Genomic DNA, 21,954 nt, shown 5'->3' with positions numbered 1-21,954 from the left:
GCCCAGCGGCGACCCCGGATACTTAATTTGTTACCGCTTTCAGTTGGCCTGACGCCGCAGGAAGGCGGGGATTTCGATGCGCTCCTGCTCGGGATCCGCCTCGTCATGCGCGGGTGCCGTAGCGTCACGATGGCGCACGGGCGGCTGGTGGCGCACCGGCTGCGACGGCGTGTCGGCAGCGTGTCCGGTCATCCGGTCGATCAGCTTGTTGAAGCCAAAGCGCGACTTTTCGTGGGGCACTTCGGGCTTTGCCTGCACGGGGTCGACCATGGGGCGGCGCTGTTGCGACGACGGCACTTTCTTGACCGCGGCCTGAAGCCGCTGCAACGCTTCCGGAGACGGCGTTCCCGGTGCCGGAGCGCGCGGCGCGACAAAGGACTCGGCCGCTTCTTCGTGTCTGTCGACCTGCGGTTCGAATTCCGGAACCCTGGGCTGATAGGCGGGCGGCGGCAGGCCGTCGTCTTCCATCGTTTCGGGTTCGTCGTCAAAGCCGGAGGCGATGTGGGTCTCTTCTTCGGGCTCGGATGCCTCAAACAGCGACGGTTCGCGCTCGGCCACCGGCTCGGGCCGGGTTTCGGCGGCAATAGGCGCGGGTTCAGCCGCAACCGGTGCCTTTTCCTCGGCAGAGGTCTTCTGCGTCAGCGGGGCCGACATCGACCGGCGGCGGGCGACGGGAACTTCCGCATGCACGTCGGATGCGTCGATACCGGTGGCAACAACCGACACGCGCATGGTGCCTTCCATGGCCGGGTCCAGTGTCGAGCCGACGATGATGTTGGCATCCGGGTCTACTTCCTCGCGGATGCGGTTCGCGGCCTCGTCCAGCTCGAACAGCGTCAGATCGTGGCTGCCGGTGATGTTGATCAGCACGCCCTTGGCGCCACGCAGGCTGATTTCGTCCAGCAGCGGGTTGGCGATGGCCTTTTCGGCGGCCTGAACAGCGCGGTCTTCGCCATCGGCTTCGCCGGTGCCCATCATCGCCTTGCCCATCTCGTCCATCACCGCGCGGACGTCGGCAAAGTCGAGGTTGATCAGGCCCGGCCGCACCATCAGGTCGGTCACGCCCTTGACGCCCTGGTACAGCACGTCATCGGCCATCGAGAAGGCCTCGGTGAACGTGGTCTTTTCGTTGGCGAGGCGGAACAGGTTCTGGTTCGGGATGATGATCAGAGTATCGACCACCTGCTGCAGCGCCTCGACGCCGTCCTCGGCCTGACGCATGCGCTTGGCGCCTTCGAACTGGAAAGGCTTGGTCACCACACCGACGGTCAGCACGCCCAGTTCACGCGCAGCTTGTGCGATGATCGGGGCCGCGCCGGTACCGGTGCCGCCGCCCATACCAGCGGTGATGAAACACATATGCGCCCCGGCCAGATGATCGACGATCTGCTCGATGCTTTCCTCGGCCGCCGCCGCGCCGACAGAGGGACGCGCGCCCGCGCCCAGCCCTTCGGTCACCTTGACGCCCAGCTGCACGCGCGCCGACGACTGGCTTTGCTGCAGCGCCTGTGCGTCGGTGTTGGCGACAACGAAATCGACGCCTTCAAGCTGTTTTTCAATCATGTTGTTGACGGCATTGCCGCCAGCGCCGCCGACGCCGAAAACCGTAATCCGTGGCTTCAGTTCTTCTTGCCCGGGCATCGAAAGATTCAATGTCATGCTCTGTCCGCCTGTATTTTTTGCCCGCAAAACGCGGGATTTTTCTGACCTATCCACAGCCAATCCTACATATGCAATTTCCAAACGTCACGCCAAAAACGCAAATCTGCCACAAAATATGGAAGATTCAGCATCTCAACACGCGGCATTTCGCCAATTTGCGCAAATATGGGGGGAAGGTGCACACGCGGCACAACAAAAAGTTTAGCCCGCAATGCGACATTACGGGAATCAGCGATCTCTTTTCATGTTCGCGGGCCTGCCCGACCCTCTGCGGCGCCTCTTTTGCGGGCGCTCATGTGATGTGTAACATGGTGATCTTCGGCTGTCACCGGACAAATAGGGGCGCGGCGCAAAGAAATCGCCGCGCGCCCCGGTCGGAATTACGGGGTCAGATCGAGCGCCTGAACGATCTTGTCATAGGGCAGGCCCGCGGTGTCGTTCAGGCGCTTTACCTGGTCGGCGTTCTGGCCCTCGAACAGGCACATGCAGCGGCCATCCTCGGGCGCAAAGGTGGTGCGGATATAGTTGATCTGCTCCCCCTGCCCGCGCATGGATTCCGCCGTGCTGATCGCCGCCTTTTGTGCGCCGGCCAGATCCTCCATGCTGATCCCCTTGAGACTGCGTTCCACCATGAATACCGACATGTCAGTTTCCTCCCGTCCGGTGTTGCGGTTGATGCGACCATTGAAACACCGCCACCCGCCATCGACCACCGGCCCCACGTTATGGATCGATAACTGACGGTTTGGGCATTTTGCGGTATCCTTTGATGAAGGGGTCGCAAGGGGGGTCAGGTCACATGGAAATGTCTCAGGTCCGGTACGTGCTGTCGGCGGCGCGTACATTGAATTTCACCAAGGCCGCCGAAGAATGCGACGTGTCGCAACCTGCCCTGACCAAGGGCATCAAGGCGCTTGAACAGGAACTGGGCGCGGCGGTGTTCCATCGCGAAGGGCGGCGTATCCTGCTGAGCGAGTTCGGGCGGTCGATGCTGCCGCATCTGGAGCATATCCTGGAGGAAACCGAAGCCACCCGGATGCTGGCGCAGAATTTCCGCCTGCTGGACAAGGCGCCGATCCGGCTGGGCGTGATGGCGACGGTCGGCCATGTGCGGCTGGCGCGGTTCCTGGCCGAGTTCAAGCGCAACCATCCGGGCATGGAAATGGCGGTGCGCGAGGCCCCGGCCCCCGAACTGTCACGGCTGCTGGCCGATGACGAACTGGACGCCGTCGTGATGACCGTGACCGACGACGTCCGCGACCGGTTCCGGGTGCACCCGCTCTATTCCGAGCGCTACGTGGTGGTCCTGCCCCCCGACCATTCGCTGAGGGCGCGCAATGCGGTCACCCTCGCCGATCTTTCGGGGCAGGACTATGTCGATCGCCTGGCCTGCGAATTGCGGGAAATGGTAACGGAGGTCTGCGAACAGAACGGTATCGAACTTTATGCCCGCTTCCGGTCGGAACGCGAGGATTGGGTGCAGGCGATGGTTCTGGCAGGGATCGGCTTTGCCTTCATGCCGGAATACTCGGTAACCCTGCCCGGCCTCATCCAGCGCCCGCTGTCCGAGCCCGAGGTAAGCCGCGAGATCGCGATGGTCACGGTGCCGGGACGCAGGTTCCCGCCCGCCATCGACGCGATGATGCGCTCGGCCCGGTCCTTTGCCTGGCCGGGCTGAGCGCGCGTTCAGACTACCAGTTGTCCTTGAACCAGCGCACCGCCCGCTTGAACGGGCGGGTGTTGAACGTATCCGACGGCACTTCGAAATCCCACCATTCATCCTGCGGGTGCGCCGCAAACAGGCTGAGCCCCACGGCCGAGGAAAACCCCGAACCGGTGGCCGATTGCGGCAGGCCGTGAACCCGCAGCGGACGGCCCAGGCGCACGCGCTGACCAAGGATGCGGCTGGCCAGCCCGTCAAGGCCGGTGACCTGGCTGGCGCCGCCGGTCAGCACGATCTGCTGGCTGGGCAGGTGTTCGAATCCGGCGGCATCAAGGCGCATGCGCACCTCTTCGAGGATTTCCTCGACCCTTGGGCGCATGATGCCGATCAGTTCCGCCCGGCTGACGGTGCGACGGTCGTGTTCCCAGTCGCCGGTATCGCCGCCGATGTCGATCAGGTCACGGTCGTCGGCGCCGGTTGCATGCACGCCGCCATTGACTGTCTTGATCCGCTCGGCAACCGAGGCCGGGATGCCCAGCCCCATCGAAATGTCGCCGGTGACGTGATCGCCGCCCATGCGCACGCAATCGGCATAGATCATGTGTTTCCTGAGGAAGATCGACACGCTGGTGGTGCCGCCGCCCATGTCGATACAGGCCGCGCCCAGTTCCTGCTCGTCCTCGACCAGCGCCGAGACGCCCGAGACATAGGCCGAATTGGCGATCCCCGCCAGTTCCAGATCGCAGCGCTTGATGCACTGGACAAGGTTGTAGATCGCCGAGGCGTCGACGGTCAGCATATGCATGTCCACCGCCAGCGTCTGACCCAGCTGGCCGCGCGGGTCGATCAGGCCCGAACGGTTGTCGAGCGCAAAGTTCACCGGCTGGGCGTGCAGCACCTCGCGCCCTGCCCCGTATTCCGGCACGTCACAGGCGCTCAGGACACGCCCGATGTCCGCCTCGCTGACCATCTGCGTTTCCAGATCGATCTGCGCGTCCAGCCCGTAAGACCGGGGATTGGCCCCCGAAAAACAGGCGATGACATGGTCGACGCGGATCTCGGCCATCTTCTGTGCCGCCTGCACGGCGGTACGGATGGCGCGTTCGGTCTCCTGCATGGCGGTGACCTCGCCGAACTGCACCCCGCGCGAACGGGTCGTCGCGGCGCCGATCACCCGGAACCCGGTCTGGCCCGCCATCGAACCGATGGAATTGTCCTCGCTCAGCTTTCCAGCCCCGTCGAAACGCAACACCAGGCAGGCTATCTTGGAACTGCCCACGTCCAGAATGGCCACCACGCCCCGTTGCATCGCCTGCCGCCGCATCTGCCGCATGGCCCGTTGTGACTGATACAGATCCGTCATCATCATGCTATTGCCCGCTCTTTACCGTTACTTCCGTATTCCACCATTCTGCGCTGGCGGTTTCGTTCATTCTTATGGTTGGCCGCGATCCCAGACGCATGTCCACCGCCGCCACGTCGCGCTCCAGCAGATCCTGCACCTCGCTGACCGCAAGCACCCGTTCCAGCGCCTGCACCGGGCGCTCGGTCGGCAGCATGATGCGCTGGTTGCGGTCGAGGATCAGATCCCAACGCCGCTCGCCCACGCGCACCAGCCCGCGCACCCGGTCGCCCAGCGCCTGCGCCGTACGCATCAGCGCCAGCGCCTCGCCGACATGGGCATCCGCGCCATCGCCGGCAATCACCGGCAGGTCAGAGCGGTCGGTCCGCGCGGCGATGTTGTCCACATGCGCGCCGGTTTCGTCCAGCAGCTCGATCCCTTCGCGGGTGCGCCAGACCACCATCGGTTCGCGCTCGACCACGTCCACCTGCAGGATACCGCCAGGCCGGATCAGAACGCTCACCGACTTGACCGGGTCAAGCCCGGCGATAGTCTCGCGGATCTGGTCCGCATCCAGGTCAAAGGAACTGATCGGGAAATCCAGCGGCACCACCTCGCGGATATCCTCGGCCAGGTTCGTGCCCGCCCCATCAATGGCCATCAGGTTGACCATGAACTCGGGGCGCTCCTCGAACGAGGTGCGCAGATCGGCAACAAAACCATGTACTGCGGCGCGGCGCTGGTCATCGGCGAAAAACGCGGTTCCGGCCACGAACACGACGGTGAAAGGAATGCCCATGCGTAACCCCAACCGTATGCCGGGGGTCAGCATCCAGCGCTGAAAGCGAAAGCTCAGCCGTGACGGGGCCGGATCGGCCTTGCGGCCCGACCGGCCAGGCAACCGCAGCCGGAACCGGGGCTTGGCGCGGCCCTCGGACATGCCCGCCGCCTCGAATTCGGCATCCCCGGCGGTCAGCGGCTTTTCCCGATAGGCCACAAGCTCGCGATGAGGAATTACCGGTCGCATGAGGCATCCTCCACCATCCAGGCGCACAGCTCGCCGAAACTCATGCCGCAATGCTGGCCCTGCTCGGGCACCAGCGAGGTCGGCGTCATGCCCGGCTGGGTGTTGGTTTCCAGCAGAAACAGACCGTCCCGGCCCTTGCTGTCATCCCAGCGAAAGTCGGTGCGGCTGACACCCTTGCAGCCCAGAACCTCATGGGCGCGCAGGGCATGGTCCATGCACAGATCGAAAATCTCGGACGGGATGTCAGCCGGCAGCACATGGCGCGAGCCGCCGGGCTTGTATTTGGCGTCGTAATCGTACCAGCCGTCGGTCAGTATCTCGGTCACGGTCAGCGCGCGGCCATCCATCACCGATACGGTCAGTTCGCGGCCCGCCACATATTGTTCGACCATCAGCTGATCGGGCATGTCCTCCGACAGTTTCGGCGGCGAGTTTGCACCGTCGAACACCAGATATATACCGACGCTGGAACCCTCGTTGTTCGGCTTGACCACGTAAGGCGCGGCCATGACATGATCGGCCATCACCGCCGATTTCGGCACGATCACGCTGTCGGCAATCGGCAGGCCCGCGACGCGGAACGCCTCCTTGCTGCGCTGCTTGTCCATCGCCAGCGCCGAGGCCAGAACCCCGGAATGGGTATAGGGGATGCGCAACCATTCCAGCAGCCCCTGCACACAACCATCCTCGCCCCAGCGTCCATGCAGGGCGTTGAACGCCACGTCCGGCCTGATCTCCTGAAGGCGCGCATAAAGGTCGGGACCAGCGTCCAGTTCGACCACCTCAAAGCCTTCTCCCCTGAGGGCGGCAGCGCATTCGCGCCCGCTGCTGAGCGAGACCTCGCGTTCCTTCGAAGGTCCACCCATCAATACCGCCACTTTGGGGCTTGTCCTGCTCGACCTACCCACGTTCGTGCGCCTCAATGTCCCCGGACCTTATTCGATGGCCCGTGCTGCTGTGTTATGCCTTTGATCCGCCGCCTTGTTTTGCCTGTTCTGGTCGGCGGGTTCGGCTCTTATTCTTTAAGCGGATCACCGATCCGCATGATTTCCCACTCTAGCGTGATGCCGCTTGTTTCGTAAACCTTTTTTCGCACCTCTTCGCCCAGACCTTCGAGGTCTGCGGCGGTTGCGTCACCGGTGTTGATCAGGAAATTGGGATGCTTCTCGCTCATCTGCGCCCCACCCTTTCGGGCGCCGCGCAAACCGGCATCGTCGATCACTTTCCACGCCTTGAGGTCGTGCACGTCATCCTCCCGCCCGGTCGAGGAAAACCCGGCCGGGTTGCGAAACGTGGACCCGGCGCTGCGATCCCCGGTGGGCTGGGTTTCGTCGCGCTTTTGCAGTTGCGCGTCCATGCGGGCGTGCAATTCATCCGGATCGCCCGAGGGGCCTTGCAATGTCGCGGACACCAGCACCGCGCCTTCCGGCAGGTCGGACTGGCGATAGCGAAAGTTCAGCTCGGCTGCGGTCAGTTCAGCAATCTCGCCGCCGCGCGTCACCACGGTCGCGCTCCGAAACACATCGGCCACATAGCTGCCATAGCAGCCCGCGTTCATCCGCACCGCGCCGCCGATCGAGCCGGGAATGGTGCGCAGAAACGTCAGATCGACACCCGCATCCGCCGCCCTGCGCGCCACATGCGCGTCCAGCGCGGCCGCCCCGGCGGCAACTGTATTGCCCTCGACCGATATGCCGTTAAAGCCCCGCCCCAGCCGGATCACCACCGCGCGCAGACCGCCGTCACGAACGATCAGGTTCGATCCCACACCCATCGGGAACACGGCCACATCCGCGGGCAAAAGGCGCAGAAACTCCTGCAGATCCTCAATGTCGGCGGGCTGAAACAGCCAGTCGGCAGGCCCGCCCACACGCAACCAGGTCAGGTCGGACAGCGCCCGGTTGTGTGTCAGTCTGCCGCGGATCGTGTCGGTCGGGATCATGGGTCTCTTTCATATTGGCCGGTTCGGTGCATTTATCCGGGTTTGCCCTCCGGAACAACGCCCAAGACCGCCCCGACGCGGGAAAACCGGCCCTTGATCGGCAAGCCTTTGCCCGGCACGATTGCCGGCACCATGTCACGAAGAACCGGACCCGACCTGCCAGACATCGACAAGCTGACCGCCCGGCTTGCCGACCCGGATTTGGAGCGCCGGTTTCAGGAGGCCCGACGCGAGCGCGATCTGAAACGATACCGGCTGTCGGCGGTTCTGGCCGGGGCCGCCAGCCTGATCTTTGCCCTGCTCGACTGGGCCGTCATCCCGGAAAAGGCCGGCATGGCGGTACTGATCCGCCTGATCGTGGCCCTCCCCGGCGCAGGTTCCATCTATGCGATGACCTATGTCAGCGCGTTCCGGCAACGGCCCGGGATACTGGCATGGATCGCCATCGGCACCGCGACGCTGTGCTATGCTTTCCTCAACCTGATCGCCGATACCCCCGACGAATACCTCTCGGGCTTTGTGATCATCCAGATGTTTCTGTTCTTCATCCTGCCGCTGAGCTTCACCACCGCCGTCGCGATCGGATCGGTCTGCACCCTTGTCTTTGCACTCAGCTTCACGCTGGCTCGGGATCTGGCCTTCGGCAGTCTGGTGACGATCTATTTCCAGTATCTGGTGGTGCTTCTGGTCGGCGGCTTTGCCGTGCACCAGCTGAACATGCTGCGGCGGCACGAATTTCTCGGCGAGCGCGAGATCGAGCGCCAGAAGTCGCGCTATTTCGACCTGCTGACCCGTATCCTGCCGGGCAGCATCGTGGCCCGGATGGAGCGCGGCGAGGAACGCATCGCCGATACCGTGCCAAATGCGGTGGTTCTGTTTGCCGATGTCGTGGGCTTTACCGAGCTGGCGGCGCGGAAGACGCCCGAAGCGGTGGTTTCGGCGCTGGACGATCTGTTCAACACGTTTGACGGGCTGGTGGACCGGCACGGGCTGGAAAAGATCAAGACCATCGGTGACGCCTATATGGTGGCTGGCGGCGTGCCCCAGACGCACCCGGACGCCGCAGGCGCGGCGGCGGGGCTGGCACTGGACATGCTGGCCCACGCAGCGGAACTCGACGCGGCACAGGATGAGCGGCTGCAAATCAGGGTCGGCCTGCATTGCGGGCCGGTGCTGGCCGGGGTGATCGGCGAGTCGCGGTTCGGCTATGACCTGTGGGGCGACACCGTCAACCTTGCCAGCCGGCTGCAGACACTGGCCGAACCCGGAACCGCCCTGATCAGCGCCGCCATGGAGCAGGCGCTGAGAGATCGGTTCGACCTTACCTCCTTGGGACCAGCTGACATCAAGGGGCTGGGCGAGGTTCCGGTGTGGCGCCTGACAGGCTCAGCAACCTGACAACGGTCAGGCCCCGGCGCGATTGGCCAGACTGCGCCCGCCGACACCGCCCATGATCACCGCGAACAGGAACGGCAGCACGCCGCCGGTCAGCCAGACGAAGGGGGCAAAGGCGCGCTCCTCCTCGCCGGTGCCGACCGTGGTCAGCATGATGATCAGCCCAAGCGCCACCGCCGAGGTCAGGCCGATCAGCCACAGCAGGTTGCGAAATCCCATCCAGCGGCCCGCGACGAACCCGGCAAGAAGGCCGGTTACCAGCGCGATCAGCGGCAGATAGGCAAGAGTAGCGATATTCCCCATGACGAGGTCTCCGAATTATTTCTTCGCCGCCTTCGGCCCCAGCAGCTTCATCCGCACCCAGCGGGTCAGGTAGATCACCGGCCACCGCAGCATGGACATGCCAGCGGCCAGTACGATCAACCCGATCCAGGGGCCGTTTTCAAAGGTGACATACCCCACAAGCGGGATGCCGACGGCAATCAGGGCATAGGCCTTGCGCCAGTGGTTGTCCTTGCTCGGAGTCAAGGCGAGTACATTTGCCGCAACGGCCCAGATGCAGGCGAGAGTAAGGGAAATCGTCATTTCCGCCCCTCCGGTTCCAGACCGCGCCACCTGCGCCAGAAATAGATCAGCGGATTGCGGAACATCGACAGGAATCCCGCCAGCGCCGCAAGCCCCAGAACCCAGCCGTAATGAACCCAAAGGGCTGCGATCAGCACCGGCGCAGCGGCCAGCAGGATGACGCCCGGCGCATACTGGCGGCGCATCGGCAGAAACGCCACGGCGGTCGCGGCAAAGACCCAGGCGATGGCAAGAACGACCAGCAGGTTCATGCGATCCCTCCTATGGCGACGGCAAGCGCGCTTAAAGACAAGACAAGGCCCAGCACCGGAACCGCCATCGGCACGCGGAATCGGGCATCGGGTTCGCGCCGCTTCTGGACGATCAACGCGAGGTTGACCAGAGCAAAAACGCCCAGCAGAATCGCGGATGTGGTCTCTGCCAGCGTCGCAAAGGGAACGTACAGCGCGGCACCGATCACCACGGCTCCGATCAGCACGGTGGCCAGCACCGGTGTCCCCAGCCGGGGATGCGCCTGATGAAAGACGCCCAAAGCCGGGTTGCGCTTGCCAAGTCCGAACAGAACCCGGCTGGCCATGACGATCTGCGCCAGCACCCCATTCAGCGCCGCGAACACCGCGATGGCCGACAGAAACTCGCCCGACCCGCCACGCGCGGTCTGCCAGACCAGCGCCAGCGGGCTGGTCGAGGCGGACAGCTCGGCCAGCGGCACCGCCCGCACCGCGGCCCAGCTGACCAGCGAATAGATCACCGAGGTAATCGCCAGCGAAATCAGGATCGCGCGCGGCATGGTCCGTTCCGGTCGGTCCACCTCTTCGGCCATGTTGACGATGTCCTCGAACCCGATGAAGGCGAAAAAGGCCAGCACACCTCCCAGCCCGATCCCGGTCCAGACCGGGGGCGCGGCCATTGTCCAGTCCGCAGACGCCTCGCCGCTCAGCCCCGCCCAGCTGACCAGCCCCAGACCGGTCAGCTCGATCACGGTAAAAATCGCGGCCAGCGCAAGGCTTTCCAGCACGCCGAACACGGCAACGGCAGTCAGGGCGACGCCCAGCACCAGTATCGCCACCGTCGCGTTCACATCGATGGCATGGGTCAGGTATCCCACCCCACCGCGCAGCACCGCCCCAGCAGACACCGTCCCGGCGGCCACCACCGCCAGACCCACCAAAAGCGCCAGCGCCTGACTGCTCAGGCCAGTGCCCACATAGGCCGCCTCGCCCGCCGCCTCGGGCAGGCGGGTGGAAAACTCGGAATAGCTCAATGCAGTGGGCGCAGCGATGAGACCGGCCAGAACGAAGGCAAGCGGCGCCCAAATCCCGGCATCCGCGGCAATGGCACCGACAAGCACATAGATCCCTGCGCCGACCATCACGCCAACGCCATAGGCGGTCAACAGACCCAACCCTATACGGCGCTTGAGCTCCTGCGCCATATTGTACCCCTTACGTCTTTACGACTAGGCCGGATCGTTGTCCGGCGGCTACAGAATACGCGCAGAACGCGAATAATCCAACTTTATTGTTTCCGAGGCGGCAATTAGTCTCGCTGTCACAGGCACTTGAAGCGACGCGCGGCTGCCAACCCGGGCTACTGGCTCTCCAATCTCTCGGGCAGGCCATTGGCCCAGGTGCTGATCGTCCCGGCCCCCAGACAGACAACCATGTCGCCGGGGCGGGCCTGTTCGCGCACCAGGCGTTCCAGATCGTCCTCGTTCAGGATGGCGCGGGCGTGGCGGTGGCCGTGGCGGATCAGGCCCGCCACCAGATCGTCGCGGCTGGCACCTTCGATCGGGTCCTCGCCGGCGGCATAGACCTCGGCGATGGCGACGACATCGGCATCGTTGAAACAGGTGCAGAAATCGTCGAACAGGTTGGACAGGCGGGTATAGCGGTGCGGCTGATGCACCGCGATCACCCGGCCTTCCGTGGCCTGACGCGCGGCCTTGAGCACAGCGGCAATCTCGACCGGATGATGGCCGTAATCGTCGATGATGGTGACGCCGTTCACTTCGCCAACCTTGGTAAAGCGACGGTTGACGCCGCCGAACCTGGCCAATGCCTCGCGAATTTCCGCCGCCTTCATGCCCAGATGCCGCGCCACCGCCACTGCCGACAGCGCGTTCGACACGTTGTGATCGCCCGGCATCGGCAGGGTGCAACCCTCGATCACCTTGTCCTCGTGCTGCAGATGAATGTCGAAATGCGCCACACCGCCCTTGTAGGTCAGGTTCACCGCCCGCACATCCGCCTGCGCGTTGAACCCATAGGTGCGCACGCGCCGGTCGGTGATGCGCCCCACCAGCGCCTGCACCTCGGTATGATCGGTGCAGCAAACGGCAAGACCATAGAACGGAATGTTCGAGACGAATTCGTAGAATCCGTCGCGCAGCCTGTCGAAATCACCCCAATGTTCCATATGCTCGGGGTCGATATTGGTGACAATGGCGATGGTTGCGGGCAGGCGATTAAAGGAACCGTCGCTCTCATCCGCCTCGACCACCATCCACTCGCCCTGCCCCATGCGGGCATTGCTTCCATAGGCGTGGATGATGCCGCCATTGATCACGGTCGGGTCGAAATCACCCGCCACCATCAGCTCGGCCATCATCGTGGTCGTGGTGGTTTTGCCATGCGTCCCGGCAACCGCGATGTTGGATTTCAGCCGCATCAGTTCCGCCAGCATGTCCGCGCGCCGCACCACCGGCAGGCCCTGCGCCCGCGCGCCGTCCAGTTCGGAATTGCCGCGCTTGATCGCGGTCGAGACCACGACAACTTCGGCCCCTTCCAGGTTCTCGGCGCTCTGGCCGACAAAGATCCGTGCCCCAAGGCGCTCCAGCCGGTCGGTGATCTTTGACCCCTTCAGGTCCGACCCCTGCACCTGATAGCCAAGGTTCAGCAACACCTCGGCGATGCCCGACATGCCGATGCCGCCAATGCCGACAAAATGAATGGGGCCTACGTCTTGCGGCAGTTTGGTTGCGGGGGTCATGCGGTCTCCTCTCGCGCCAGTTCTTCGACAAGGGCGACCAGACGCTCGGTCGCGTCGGGCGCCCCGACCGACCGGGCGGCGCGGGCCATTTTCTGGGCGGCTTGCGGGTTGGTCAGAATCGTCGTGATTTGCTCCGACAGGGCGGAAACGTCAAGGGCACTTTCGGGGATCATGATCGCGGCCCCGGCCTGAACCAGCCCGCGGGCATTGGCGGTCTGGTGATCGCCTGCGGCGGCAGCAAAAGGGATCAGGATCGAGGGCCGCCCGATCACGGAAATATCCGCCACGCTGGACGCGCCCGACCGGCTGATGACCAGCTGCGCCTCGGACATCCGCCGAGGGATATCCTGAAAGAAAGGCTTTACATCGGCCTTGATACCATGCGCGTCGTAAAAGGCGGTGACGCGCTCGCCATCTTCCTCGCGGGCCTGATGCGACACGCGGATATACTGGCGCATGCCCTCGGGCAGCGCCGCAATCGCGCCGGGCACCGTATCGCTGAGGATGCGCGCGCCCTGCGACCCGCCCATGACAAGGATCGACATCGGATAGTCGCCGGGCGGGATGTACCCCGCCGTCTCGCGCTCCAGCACCGCCGCACGCACCGGGTTGCCGGTGTGGATGCCATGCGCCCCCTCGGGCAGCTGCGTCGGCCAGACGCCGCAGGCGACATGAGCGACGCGGGTGGCAAATATCTGGTTGACCCGACCCAGCACCCCGTTCTGTTCATGGATCATGCGCGGCACGCGCAGCATCGTGGCCGCGCCCAGCGCCGGAATCGACGGATAGCCGCCAAAGCCCACCACCACGTCGGGCCGGTCGCGCAGCATCTGGAACGCCATGCTGGTGACGCCCCCCGCGATCGTCGGCCCAACCAGCGCCTTGGCCGCCAGCCCGCCGCGCGCGAACGTGGCCGAGGCGACCTCGGCAATCTCGGTCGAATGCGGAAAGCCCTTGGTATAGCGCGCGCCGCGCGCATCCGTCGACAGGCGCACCCGCCAACCGCGTTTCAGCATCGCCTCGGCCAGCGCCTGAGCCGGAAACATATGACCGCCGGTTCCCCCGGCGGCGATCAGAAGATACGGCTTGCCCATCATCCCCGTCCGCGAAGAATGTCACCCAGTTCGCCCTGCGGCCGCGTGCGGGTAAAGGCCAGCAACATGCCCAGCGCAATGCCCCCAGCGATCAGGGACGAACCGCCATAGCTGACGAAGGGCAGCGTCATGCCCTTGGCCGGCAACAGCCGTACCGCGACACCCATGTTGATCATCGCCTGAACGCCGAACATACACGCCAGACCGGTTCCCGCCAGACGGATGAACATGTCCCGCTCGCGCATCAGCCGCAGCAGCGAGCGCACCACGATCAGGCTGTAAAGCGCGATGACGATCAGCACCAGGATCAGCCCGTATTCCTCGGCCGCCACCGCGATGATGAAATCGGTATGGGCATCGGGCAGCGACCATTTCACCTGCCCCTCGCCGACGCCAACGCCGAACAGCCCTCCCTCGCGGATGGCGTTGGTGGCATAGCCCAGCTGCGTGGTCGGATCGACGTCAGGGTTCAGAAACCCGTCGATGCGACGGGCGAAATGCTCGGAATTGGAATAGGCCAGCATGCCGCCCAGAACCACGACCCCGGCCATGCCCAGCATCAGCAGCATCGGCGCTCCGGCCACGAAATAGATCACGCCCCAGCCGAACAGCACCAGACAGGCCTGCCCGAAATCGGGCTGCAACACCAGCATCATGACAATCGCCATGCACAGCGCAAACGACCACAGACGCCCCGGCGGGCCATTGATCTCCTGCGCGGCGGCAAACAGCCAGGCGGCCACGACGATGAAGCCGGGCTTGAGAAACTCCGAAGGCTGCACCGAGGCAAATCCCAGACTGTACCAGCGCACTGCGCCCTTGCCGAAATCGGTGCCCAGAAACGGCAGCAGCGCCAGCGCCACGAAAGACAGGACAAAGCCGATCACCGCCAGCCGCCGCACCAGCACCGGCGACATCATCGAGGTCAAAAGCATCGCCACGGCGGCCAGCCCGCCGAAAAACGCCTGCCGCTCGACATAGTGGAACGGATCGAAACCATTTCGCGATGCCAGCGGCGGGGACGAGGCCAGCCCCAGCAACAGGCCGATCACGAACAGGATCAGCACACAGGACATCGTCCACTTGTCGATCGTCCGCCACCATTTGGGAAGGATCGGTTCGCCGCGCCGCTCGGGCACGGCACCATACACCATCTCAGTCATGAGATTACCGCCACTATCTGCCTCGTACACGTCCCGTTTTCGGGATCTGAACGCGATTCTACAGGCAAAATCCTTTTCAGGCCAGCCTCTTCCTCTTGTCATTGGCGTCAATCCGCGCCAAGGCCGGGGCATGAGGTTCGACACGATCATCCTGGGCGCCGGGGCCGCCGGCCTGATGTGCGCCGCCCGGTGCGGCGGGCGCACGCTGGTGATCGATCACGCGCGCGCTCCGGGCGAGAAAATCCGCATCTCGGGCGGCGGGCGCTGCAATTTCACCAACCTGTACGCGGGCCCAGAAAATTTCCTGTCGCAGAACCCGCATTTCTGCAAATCCGCACTGGCCCGCTATACGCAATGGGATTTCATCGATCTGGTGAACCGCCACGGCATCGCCTGGCACGAAAAGATGCTGGGGCAGCTTTTCTGTGACGGCTCCTCGAAACAGATCGTCTCAATGCTTGTGACCGAGGCGGAAAAGGCCGGGGCCGAGCTGTGGCTGTCCACCACCCTGACGGACCTGCATCACCGCGACGGCGTCTTTGCGCTGGGGCTGGACCGCGACGGCAACCGGGTCGAGGCAACCTGCGCCAACCTGGTGCTCGCCACCGGCGGCAAGTCGATCCCCAAAATGGGCGCCACCGGCCTTGCCTATGATATCGCCCGGCAATTCGGCCTGCCGGTCACCGATACTCGCGCCGCGCTGGTCCCCTTCACCTTTCCCGAAGGCCGGTTCAGCGACCTCGCGGGGGTCTCGCTGCCCGTCCGGCTCTCCAATGCGCGCGCCAGTTTCGACGAAGCCCTCCTCTTCACCCATCGCGGCCTCAGCGGCCCCGCCGTCCTCCAGCTGTCCAGCTATTGGCGCGAGGGCGAGGCGGTCTCGGTCAACCTGATCCCCGATACCGACCTCTGCGAAAAGCTGCGCAGCCAGCGCCAGCACTCAGGCCGCAAGGCGCTGACGACCGAACTGTCGCGCCACCTGCCGGCGCGGCTGGTCGAACACCTCAAACCGATCCTGCCGCTCGATGGCAATCTCGCCGACCAGTCCGATGCCAGGCTCGCCGCCCTCTGCGCGGCCCTCGGCGACTGGCAACTGACGCCCTCGGGCACCGAAGGTTACCGCACCGCCGAGGTCACCCTGGGCGGCATCGACACCGGTGCGCTGTCCTCGAAAACGATGCAGGCCAAATCCCTGCCCGGCCTCTACGCCATCGGCGAGGCGGTGGATGTGACCGGCTGGCTGGGCGGCTATAATTTCCAATGGGCCTGGTCCTCGGGCCACGCCGCCGGCACCGCCATCGCCGCGACCACCCGCTGAGGCCTTCATCTTTTCCCAAATACTCCGGTAGAGCCGCGCGCCCCCGCGCGCCGGGGGCAGCGCCCCTTACCCGGCCAACCGGCCTCGCACCTCGGCCGTGAAATCCTCGCCGCGCCGCTCGAAGTTGTCATATTGGTCGAAACTCGCCGCCGCCGGGGCCAGCAGAACCGTCTCGCCCTCCTGCGCCTCGGCCATCGCCCGCTCGACCGCCGCCGCCATGGTGGTGCAGACCTCGGCCTCGACCTCCAGCTGCATGGCGAACCCCGCCGCCTCGCGCCCGATGACATAGGCCTTGATCACCTCGCCCGAGGCCGCGTTCAACGGCGACAGCCCCCCGTCTTTCTCCAGCCCGCCGCAGATCCAGCGGATCTTGCGGAACGCGCCCAGCGCCTTGACCGCGCTGTCCACATTGGTGGCCTTGGAATCGTTCACATAGGTCACGCCACGCGCCTCGGCGATGATCTGGCTGCGATGCGGCAGACCGGGAAAGCTGTGCAGCGCCGCCTCGATCACCCTCGGTGCCAGACCCAGCGTGCGGCAGGCCGCGTAAGCGGCACAGGCATTCTGGTGGTTATGCGCGCCCGGCAGCCCCCGGGTTCCGCGCAGATCGATCGAGGCCGCCTGCCGTCCCTTGCGATATTCCGCCAGAAACCCCTTGCGGGCAAAAACCTGCCAGCCCGGCCCGGTCAGCTTGCGCGCGACCGAAATGCGGATCACCCGGTCATCGCCCGGCCCTTCAGACATCTGCCCCGCCAGGAACAAGCCCTCGGTCTCGTCCACGCCGATCACCGCCCGGTCCGGCCCGCCTTCGGCAAACAGCCTCCGCTTGGCGGCGAAATATCCGCCCATGCCGCCGTGGCGATCCAGATGATCGGGGCTGAGGTTGGTGAACACCGCCACATCCGGCGTCAGCGCGCGGGCCAGCTCGGTCTGATAGCTCGAAAGTTCCAGCACCACCACGCCGCCATCCTGCCCTGGCTCGATATCCAGCACTCCGCGCCCGATATTGCCCGCCAGTTGCGAGGGCCGCCCGGCCTCGGTCAGGATGTGATGGATCAGCGCCGCCGTGGTCGATTTCCCGTTCGATCCGGTCACCGCCACAACCTGCGGCGGCCGGTCGAAATTGTTCCAGTCCGGCCCCGCGAACGAGCGGAAGAACAGACCGATGTCATTGTCCACCGGCACGCCCGCGTCCAGCGCCGCGCGCACCACCGGATTGGACTCGGGGTAAAGATGCGGAATGCCCGGACTGACGATCAGCGCCGCCACATCGTCAAACGCGCCCTGACGGCGCAGATCGGCGCAGACAAAGCCCTCGGCCTCCACCGCCTCGCGCGCGGCCGGGTTGTCGTCCCAGCACACAGGCTCCGCCCCGCCCGCCCTGAGCGCCCGCGCCGCCGCCAGCCCCGACCGGCCCAGCCCCAGCACCGCCACTTTCTGATTGTCAAATCCTCTGACGGGGATCATCCACCTGCCCTCACATGTTCCGGCTTCCTCGCTAACGGATCGTCACCGATTTGAAAAGCGGGTGGGAGGTCCGAGCTCAGGGCTTTTGCGAGAGGAGCATTTTGATCCGGGAGGAATGGGTCGGACGTTACTCACCAACTCGCCTCAGCATACAAACTCCCGGCGATTGAAAAAGCGTCAACCTTCATTGATCGCGGGTAAACGCCGCGCGCCGGGATGGGGCGGAAAGTGGAAATCCTGCCAAAAGATTGACAGGGCCGACTGGTACAATTCGGTCAACACGTCCTTCAAACCCTGTACAATTCGGACAGTTCGACGCTACCGAACCTTCAGCGTCGCCAGTCCGATCATCGCCAGGATCAGCGAGATGATCCAGAACCGGATGACGATCTGCGGCTCGGCCCAGCCCTTTTTCTCGTAATGGTGATGGATCGGCGCCATCAGGAACACCCGCCTGCCGGTGCGTTTGAAATAGAGCACCTGGATGATCACGCTCAGCGCCTCGACCACGAAAAGCCCGCCAACAATCGCCAGCACCAGCTCGTGCTTGGTGGCCACCGCAATCGCCCCCAGCGCCCCGCCCAGCGCAAGCGAGCCGGTATCCCCCATGAACACCGCAGCAGGCGGCGCGTTGTACCACAGAAAGCCCAGACCCGCCCCGAAAAGGGCAGCGGTAAAGATCAGGATCTCGCCGGTTCCCGGCACGTAATGCACGTCCAGATACTCGGTAAAGTCGACCCGCCCCACCGCATAGGCGATGATTCCCAGCGTCGAGGCGGCGATCATCGCAGGCATGATCGCCAGCCCGTCCAGACCATCGGTCAGGTTCACCGCGTTGGCGGCACCGACGATGACGCAGATGGAAAACGGTATATAAAAAAGGCCCAGATTGATCAGCGTGTCCTTGAACACCGGCAGCGCCAGCTGGTTCTGAAGCTCCGCCGGGTGGTTGAACGTGGCCCAGAGCGCCGCGATCACCGCGATGATGATGCCCAGCGCCAGCCGCAGCTTGCTCGGCACGCCCTTGGTGTTCTGCTTGGACACCTTGGCGTAGTCGTCGGCAAAACCGATTGCCGCATAGGCCAGCGTCACGAACAGGACCAGCCACACGAAAGGATTGCTCAACCGCGCCCACAAAAGCGTCGAGGTGACCAGCGCGCCCACGATCAGCAACCCACCCATCGTAGGCGTTCCGGCCTTGGAGAAATGCGCCTCGGGGCCGTCGTTGCGGATAGGCTGGCCCTTGCCCTGCTTGCGGCGCAGCACGTTGATCAGCGGCTTGCCGAACAGGAAACCAAAGATGAGCGCCGTCATGAAAGCCCCACCCGCGCGGAAGGTGATATAACGGAAGAGGTTCCAGAAATCGCCTCCGTCCGACAGGGCCGTCAACCAATAGAGCATCTCGAAACCTTCCTTACGCGCGCGTCATCCCTCGACCGCGGGGCCTTGCCCCATTTTTCGTACGCCGTCAACGATCCTCGCGAGCCCCATACTGAGCGACCCCTTGGCCAGCACGGCGTCGCCAGCCTGAACAAGCTGTGCAAGGCGGTCGGCCATTTCTGCACTTGTCTCGGTCCACAAACCGCGCTTGCTGTCAGGTAATGCCGCATGCAGCGCCCGCATCAGCGGGCCGATACAGTGAACCATATCGACACGAGCCATGGCGTCGATCCCGGCCATTGCCGCGTGCATCTCCGCCTCTTGCGACCCCAGCTCCTTCATGTCGCCCAGAAACGCCAAGCGGCGCATGGTCGAGGCCGCGGCCAGAACGTCCAGCGCCGCGGCCATCGATGTCGGATTGGCGTTGTAGCTGTCATCAAGCAACTCGATCTCACCGCCGCCAGGCAGCGAGATCCTTTCGCGTACACCGCGCCCTTCATAGGGGGTCCAACGGCGCAGACCGTCAACGGCCCGGTCCAGATCTACGCCCAGCGCAACGCAGGCGGCCAGAGCACCAAGGCCGTTCATCGCGAAATGGGTTCCGGCGGAAAGGACTTCGAATTCGAACCCCGATCCATCAAACTCTGCGCGAGCGCGGGTTTCGTCACCCCGACTGATTACATTCAAAAGTCTGTAATCAGACGCTTTTTTCCCGAATTCGACGATCCGGGCACCCTGCCGTTCGGCAAAACTGCGCAGGATGCCCGCGTGATCTATGTCGGCATTGACGATGGCTGTGCCGTCCGACTCCAGCCCGTCGAAGATGGCGGCCTTTTCGCGAGCAATGTCTGCGACCGAGTCGAACGCCTCAAGATGCACGGCCGCCACGGTGGTGACCAACGCGACGTGCGGGCGGGCCTGACGGGCAAGCGGGGCAATCTCTCCGGGGTGGTTCATGCCGATCTCGATGACCGCGAATTCGGTGTCGCGCGGCATCCGCGCCAACGTCAGTGGCACGCCCCAGTGGTTGTTGTAGCTGGCGACACTGGCATGGGTTTTACCCTGACCCGCCAGCATCGCTGCCAGCATTTCCTTGGTCGAGGTCTTGCCGACACTACCAGTAACCGCCACGACCTTGGCGACTGTCCGGGCACGCGCAACCCGACCGAGTGCTTCAAGACCGGCTTGCACATCCTCTACAATCAAGAGCGGCGCATCGGCAGACACGCCTTCGGGAACGCGCGAAACCAGCGCGGCGCCTGCGCCTTTTTCCAACGCCTGCGCTACAAAGTCATGCCCGTCGCGCGCGGCCTTGAGAGCCACGAAAAGATCGCCCTTCTGCAGAGTGCGGGTATCAATTGAAACGCCATTTGCCTGCCAGTCAGCAGTTACGCGCCCTCCGGTAGCGCGAGCGGCTTCGTCTGCGGTCCAGAGCGTCATGCCACCCTCCCATCCAGCGCGGCCACGGCGATACTGGCCTGTTCGGCGTCGTCAAACGGTAAAACCTGATCCCCCACGATCTGCCCGCTTTCATGGCCTTTTCCCGCAATCAGCAGCGCATCACCCGGTTGCAGGGCGTCGACACCGCGCAGGATCGCCTCGGCCCTGTCGCCCACCTCGGTGGCCTCCGGCGCTCCGCCCATCACGGCGGCCCGGATGGTTGCGGGATCTTCGCTTCGCGGGTTGTCGTCAGTGACGAATACGATGTCGGCATTTTCCGCCGCTGCCCGGCCCATCAACGGGCGCTTGGTAGCGTCGCGGTCGCCACCGGCACCTACGATAGCGATCAGCCGGCCCATCACGTGCGGGCGCATGGCCTTGAGCGCGGTCGCCACCGCGTCGGGTGTGTGAGCATAATCGACAAAGACCGCCGCCCCGCTGTCACGGGTGGCGGCCAACTGCATCCGCCCGCGCACGGTCGTCAGATGCGGCAGGGTTTCGAATACTCGCTCAGGGTCATCACCGCCCGCAATGACCAGCCCGCAGGCCAGTAGCACGTTTTCCGCCTGAAACCCACCGATCAGGTTCAGCCGGGACTGGAACGTCTTGCCGCGCCAGGAAAACCGCAAATCCTGCCCGGTGGCGTCAAAGCGTTGGTTCAGCAGACTCACATCACCGCCCGTGCGTCCGACGGTCAGAATCTCCTGTCCGCGCGCGGCGGCCACGGCGCGCATTTCCGCGCCCTTGGGGTCGTCCAGATTGATCACTGCCGTTCCGTCGGGCGACAACACGCGGCGGAACAGACCCGCCTTGGCGGCGAAATAGGCTTCGAACGTGTCGTGATAATCCAGATGGTCCTGGGTAAAATTGGTAAACCCCGCCGCCTTGAGCCGGACGCCGTCCAGGCGACGCTGTTCCAGACCATGCGAGGAAGCCTCCATCGCCGCGTGGGTTATGCCGTTGGCCGCAGCCTCGGCCAGCGTCCGGTGCAAAGTGATTGGCTCGGGCGTGGTGTGGGCCAGCGGCGCGGTCCATGCGCCCTCGACGCCGGTTGTACCCAGATTGACAGCGCTGTGGCCCAGTTCGATCCAGATTTGGCGTATGAAAGTGGCGACGGATGTCTTTCCGTTGGTGCCGGTCACCGCCACCATGGTCTCTGGCTGGGCACCGAACCAGAGCGCCGCGGTATAGGCCAGCGCCTGACGCGGGTCCTCGGCCACGACCAGTGCCGCATCAGAAGCTGCCAATTCGTCCCTGGCGATTTCGGCCCCCTTTGCATCCGTCAAAACAGCGACGGCCCCCATGCGCAGGGCATATTGGATGAACTCGCCACCATGCACGCGGGTGCCCGGCAACGCGGCAAAGAGGAATCCATCCCTGACCTCTCGGCTGTCCACGGCCAGGCCTGTGACCGCTGGATTGCGTCCACCTCGTGCGGTCAGGGCCAATTCACCGAGAGTTTTTGACCTTGCGCCCATGACCAATCTG

Annotated in this window: 20 protein-coding genes; 3 read left to right on the top strand and 17 right to left on the bottom strand. The window is 64.4% G+C overall.

Features of this window, described 5'->3' with window-relative positions:
- Positions 1 to 39: 39 nt before the first annotated feature.
- Positions 40 to 1,659: a cell division protein FtsZ gene (ftsZ, locus tag ACR0LZ_RS07485; RefSeq protein ID WP_480749168.1), complete on the bottom strand. Its 1,620-nt coding sequence runs from the start codon at positions 1,657 to 1,659 to the stop codon at positions 40 to 42.
- A gap of 383 nt (positions 1,660 to 2,042) precedes the next feature.
- The gene (locus tag ACR0LZ_RS07480; RefSeq protein WP_480749167.1) at positions 2,043 to 2,306 is read right to left on the bottom strand and encodes a DUF4242 domain-containing protein; all 264 of its coding nucleotides are present in this window, start codon (positions 2,304 to 2,306) and stop codon (positions 2,043 to 2,045) included.
- 155 nt (positions 2,307 to 2,461) lie between these two features.
- On the opposite strand from ACR0LZ_RS07480, the gene ACR0LZ_RS07475 reads away from it, so the two are divergent.
- Entirely contained in the window at positions 2,462 to 3,340 is an 879-nt protein-coding gene (locus ACR0LZ_RS07475; RefSeq protein WP_480749166.1) for a LysR family transcriptional regulator, read from the top strand.
- A gap of 13 nt (positions 3,341 to 3,353) precedes the next feature.
- Here the strand turns inward: ACR0LZ_RS07475 and ftsA are convergent, their stop codons facing one another.
- The 4 genes from ftsA to murB form a co-directional block, all read right to left on the bottom strand.
- The gene (gene ftsA, locus ACR0LZ_RS07470) at positions 3,354 to 4,688 is read right to left on the bottom strand and encodes a cell division protein FtsA (protein ID WP_480749334.1); all 1,335 of its coding nucleotides are present in this window, start codon (positions 4,686 to 4,688) and stop codon (positions 3,354 to 3,356) included.
- 7 nt (positions 4,689 to 4,695) lie between these two features.
- Positions 4,696 to 5,694 carry a cell division protein FtsQ/DivIB gene (locus ACR0LZ_RS07465; RefSeq protein WP_480749165.1) on the bottom strand — a complete coding sequence of 333 codons (999 nt, stop codon included), beginning with the start codon at positions 5,692 to 5,694 and terminating at the stop codon, positions 4,696 to 4,698.
- Positions 5,682 to 6,602 carry a D-alanine--D-alanine ligase gene (locus ACR0LZ_RS07460; RefSeq protein WP_480749164.1) on the bottom strand — a complete coding sequence of 307 codons (921 nt, stop codon included), beginning with the start codon at positions 6,600 to 6,602 and terminating at the stop codon, positions 5,682 to 5,684. The genes ACR0LZ_RS07465 and ACR0LZ_RS07460 overlap by 13 nt, the downstream gene beginning before the upstream one ends.
- A 107-nt stretch (positions 6,603 to 6,709) precedes the next feature.
- On the bottom strand, positions 6,710 to 7,636 hold the full coding sequence (gene murB / locus ACR0LZ_RS07455; RefSeq protein ID WP_480749163.1) for a UDP-N-acetylmuramate dehydrogenase: 927 nt from the start codon (positions 7,634 to 7,636) through the stop codon (positions 6,710 to 6,712).
- A gap of 93 nt (positions 7,637 to 7,729) precedes the next feature.
- On the opposite strand from murB, the gene ACR0LZ_RS07450 reads away from it, so the two are divergent.
- Complete coding sequence (locus ACR0LZ_RS07450; protein ID WP_480749162.1) at positions 7,730 to 9,034, top strand: adenylate/guanylate cyclase domain-containing protein; 1,305 nt, start codon at positions 7,730 to 7,732, stop codon at positions 9,032 to 9,034.
- Between the two features lie 6 nt (positions 9,035 to 9,040).
- Here the strand turns inward: ACR0LZ_RS07450 and ACR0LZ_RS07445 are convergent, their stop codons facing one another.
- From ACR0LZ_RS07445 to ftsW, 7 genes are all read right to left on the bottom strand, one after another.
- On the bottom strand, positions 9,041 to 9,334 hold the full coding sequence (locus tag ACR0LZ_RS07445; RefSeq protein WP_480749161.1) for a hypothetical protein: 294 nt from the start codon (positions 9,332 to 9,334) through the stop codon (positions 9,041 to 9,043).
- Positions 9,335 to 9,349: 15 nt separating this feature from the next.
- Positions 9,350 to 9,616: a DUF2484 family protein gene (locus ACR0LZ_RS07440; protein ID WP_480749160.1), complete on the bottom strand. Its 267-nt coding sequence runs from the start codon at positions 9,614 to 9,616 to the stop codon at positions 9,350 to 9,352.
- Positions 9,613 to 9,867: a DUF2484 family protein gene (locus ACR0LZ_RS07435; RefSeq protein ID WP_480749159.1), complete on the bottom strand. Its 255-nt coding sequence runs from the start codon at positions 9,865 to 9,867 to the stop codon at positions 9,613 to 9,615. Before ACR0LZ_RS07435 ends, ACR0LZ_RS07440 begins: the two co-directional genes overlap by 4 nt.
- On the bottom strand, positions 9,864 to 11,051 hold the full coding sequence (locus tag ACR0LZ_RS07430) for an APC family permease (protein WP_480749158.1): 1,188 nt from the start codon (positions 11,049 to 11,051) through the stop codon (positions 9,864 to 9,866). Before ACR0LZ_RS07430 ends, ACR0LZ_RS07435 begins: the two co-directional genes overlap by 4 nt.
- Positions 11,052 to 11,206: 155 nt before the next feature.
- A complete protein-coding gene (gene murC, locus ACR0LZ_RS07425) occupies positions 11,207 to 12,607 on the bottom strand; it encodes a UDP-N-acetylmuramate--L-alanine ligase (RefSeq protein WP_480749157.1) in 1,401 nt (466 codons plus the stop codon).
- Entirely contained in the window at positions 12,604 to 13,701 is a 1,098-nt protein-coding gene (locus ACR0LZ_RS07420; RefSeq protein WP_480749156.1) for a UDP-N-acetylglucosamine--N-acetylmuramyl-(pentapeptide) pyrophosphoryl-undecaprenol N-acetylglucosamine transferase, read from the bottom strand. The genes murC and ACR0LZ_RS07420 overlap by 4 nt, the downstream gene beginning before the upstream one ends.
- Positions 13,701 to 14,864, bottom strand: coding sequence for a putative lipid II flippase FtsW (ftsW, locus tag ACR0LZ_RS07415; RefSeq protein ID WP_480749155.1), 1,164 nt, complete (start codon positions 14,862 to 14,864; stop codon positions 13,701 to 13,703). The genes ACR0LZ_RS07420 and ftsW overlap by 1 nt, the downstream gene beginning before the upstream one ends.
- A 130-nt stretch (positions 14,865 to 14,994) precedes the next feature.
- Between ftsW and ACR0LZ_RS07410 the strand changes: the two genes are divergently transcribed.
- Positions 14,995 to 16,179 (top strand): BaiN/RdsA family NAD(P)/FAD-dependent oxidoreductase, encoded by a 1,185-nt coding sequence (locus ACR0LZ_RS07410; RefSeq protein ID WP_480749154.1) that lies wholly within the window; start codon positions 14,995 to 14,997, stop codon positions 16,177 to 16,179.
- A gap of 66 nt (positions 16,180 to 16,245) precedes the next feature.
- Here the strand turns inward: ACR0LZ_RS07410 and murD are convergent, their stop codons facing one another.
- The 4 genes from murD to ACR0LZ_RS07390 form a co-directional block, all read right to left on the bottom strand.
- Positions 16,246 to 17,646, bottom strand: a complete 1,401-nt coding sequence (gene murD / locus ACR0LZ_RS07405) for a UDP-N-acetylmuramoyl-L-alanine--D-glutamate ligase (RefSeq protein WP_480749153.1) — start codon at positions 17,644 to 17,646, stop codon at positions 16,246 to 16,248.
- A gap of 318 nt (positions 17,647 to 17,964) precedes the next feature.
- Entirely contained in the window at positions 17,965 to 19,047 is a 1,083-nt protein-coding gene (mraY, locus tag ACR0LZ_RS07400) for a phospho-N-acetylmuramoyl-pentapeptide-transferase (protein WP_480749152.1), read from the bottom strand.
- Between the two features lie 24 nt (positions 19,048 to 19,071).
- Positions 19,072 to 20,466, bottom strand: a complete 1,395-nt coding sequence (locus ACR0LZ_RS07395; RefSeq protein WP_480749151.1) for a UDP-N-acetylmuramoyl-tripeptide--D-alanyl-D-alanine ligase — start codon at positions 20,464 to 20,466, stop codon at positions 19,072 to 19,074.
- Positions 20,463 to 21,944, bottom strand: coding sequence for a UDP-N-acetylmuramoyl-L-alanyl-D-glutamate--2,6-diaminopimelate ligase (locus tag ACR0LZ_RS07390; RefSeq protein ID WP_480749150.1), 1,482 nt, complete (start codon positions 21,942 to 21,944; stop codon positions 20,463 to 20,465). The genes ACR0LZ_RS07395 and ACR0LZ_RS07390 overlap by 4 nt, the downstream gene beginning before the upstream one ends.
- Positions 21,945 to 21,954: the final 10 nt, after the last annotated feature.

Source organism: Ruegeria sp. CI1, assembly GCF_056536925.1.
Note: the sequence above shows the minus strand (reverse complement) of the source record. Positions and strands in the feature narration are given on the sequence as shown.

What these genes read in the sequence shown, in the direction of transcription:
- ACR0LZ_RS07440 (WP_480749160.1), bottom strand. Translation starts at nt 9,616, where the DNA reads ATGACGATTTCCCTTACTCTCGCCTGCATCTGGGCCGTTGCGGCAAAT.
- ACR0LZ_RS07420 (WP_480749156.1), bottom strand. Translation starts at nt 13,701, where the DNA reads ATGGGCAAGCCGTATCTTCTGATCGCCGCCGGGGGAACCGGCGGTCAT.
- ACR0LZ_RS07430 (WP_480749158.1), bottom strand. Translation starts at nt 11,051, where the DNA reads ATGGCGCAGGAGCTCAAGCGCCGTATAGGGTTGGGTCTGTTGACCGCC.
- mraY (WP_480749152.1), bottom strand. Translation starts at nt 19,047, where the DNA reads ATGCTCTATTGGTTGACGGCCCTGTCGGACGGAGGCGATTTCTGGAAC.
- murD (WP_480749153.1), bottom strand. Translation starts at nt 17,646, where the DNA reads ATGATCCCCGTCAGAGGATTTGACAATCAGAAAGTGGCGGTGCTGGGG.
- ACR0LZ_RS07480 (WP_480749167.1), bottom strand. Translation starts at nt 2,306, where the DNA reads ATGTCGGTATTCATGGTGGAACGCAGTCTCAAGGGGATCAGCATGGAG.
- ACR0LZ_RS07475 (WP_480749166.1), top strand. Translation starts at nt 2,462, where the DNA reads ATGGAAATGTCTCAGGTCCGGTACGTGCTGTCGGCGGCGCGTACATTG.
- murC (WP_480749157.1), bottom strand. Translation starts at nt 12,607, where the DNA reads ATGACCCCCGCAACCAAACTGCCGCAAGACGTAGGCCCCATTCATTTT.
- ACR0LZ_RS07435 (WP_480749159.1), bottom strand. Translation starts at nt 9,867, where the DNA reads ATGAACCTGCTGGTCGTTCTTGCCATCGCCTGGGTCTTTGCCGCGACC.
- ftsZ (WP_480749168.1), bottom strand. Translation starts at nt 1,659, where the DNA reads ATGACATTGAATCTTTCGATGCCCGGGCAAGAAGAACTGAAGCCACGG.
- ftsA (WP_480749334.1), bottom strand. Translation starts at nt 4,688, where the DNA reads ATGACGGATCTGTATCAGTCACAACGGGCCATGCGGCAGATGCGGCGG.
- ACR0LZ_RS07395 (WP_480749151.1), bottom strand. Translation starts at nt 20,466, where the DNA reads ATGACGCTCTGGACCGCAGACGAAGCCGCTCGCGCTACCGGAGGGCGC.
- ftsW (WP_480749155.1), bottom strand. Translation starts at nt 14,864, where the DNA reads ATGACTGAGATGGTGTATGGTGCCGTGCCCGAGCGGCGCGGCGAACCG.
- ACR0LZ_RS07465 (WP_480749165.1), bottom strand. Translation starts at nt 5,694, where the DNA reads ATGCGACCGGTAATTCCTCATCGCGAGCTTGTGGCCTATCGGGAAAAG.
- ACR0LZ_RS07445 (WP_480749161.1), bottom strand. Translation starts at nt 9,334, where the DNA reads ATGGGGAATATCGCTACTCTTGCCTATCTGCCGCTGATCGCGCTGGTA.
- ACR0LZ_RS07390 (WP_480749150.1), bottom strand. Translation starts at nt 21,944, where the DNA reads ATGGGCGCAAGGTCAAAAACTCTCGGTGAATTGGCCCTGACCGCACGA.
- murB (WP_480749163.1), bottom strand. Translation starts at nt 7,636, where the DNA reads ATGATCCCGACCGACACGATCCGCGGCAGACTGACACACAACCGGGCG.
- ACR0LZ_RS07410 (WP_480749154.1), top strand. Translation starts at nt 14,995, where the DNA reads ATGAGGTTCGACACGATCATCCTGGGCGCCGGGGCCGCCGGCCTGATG.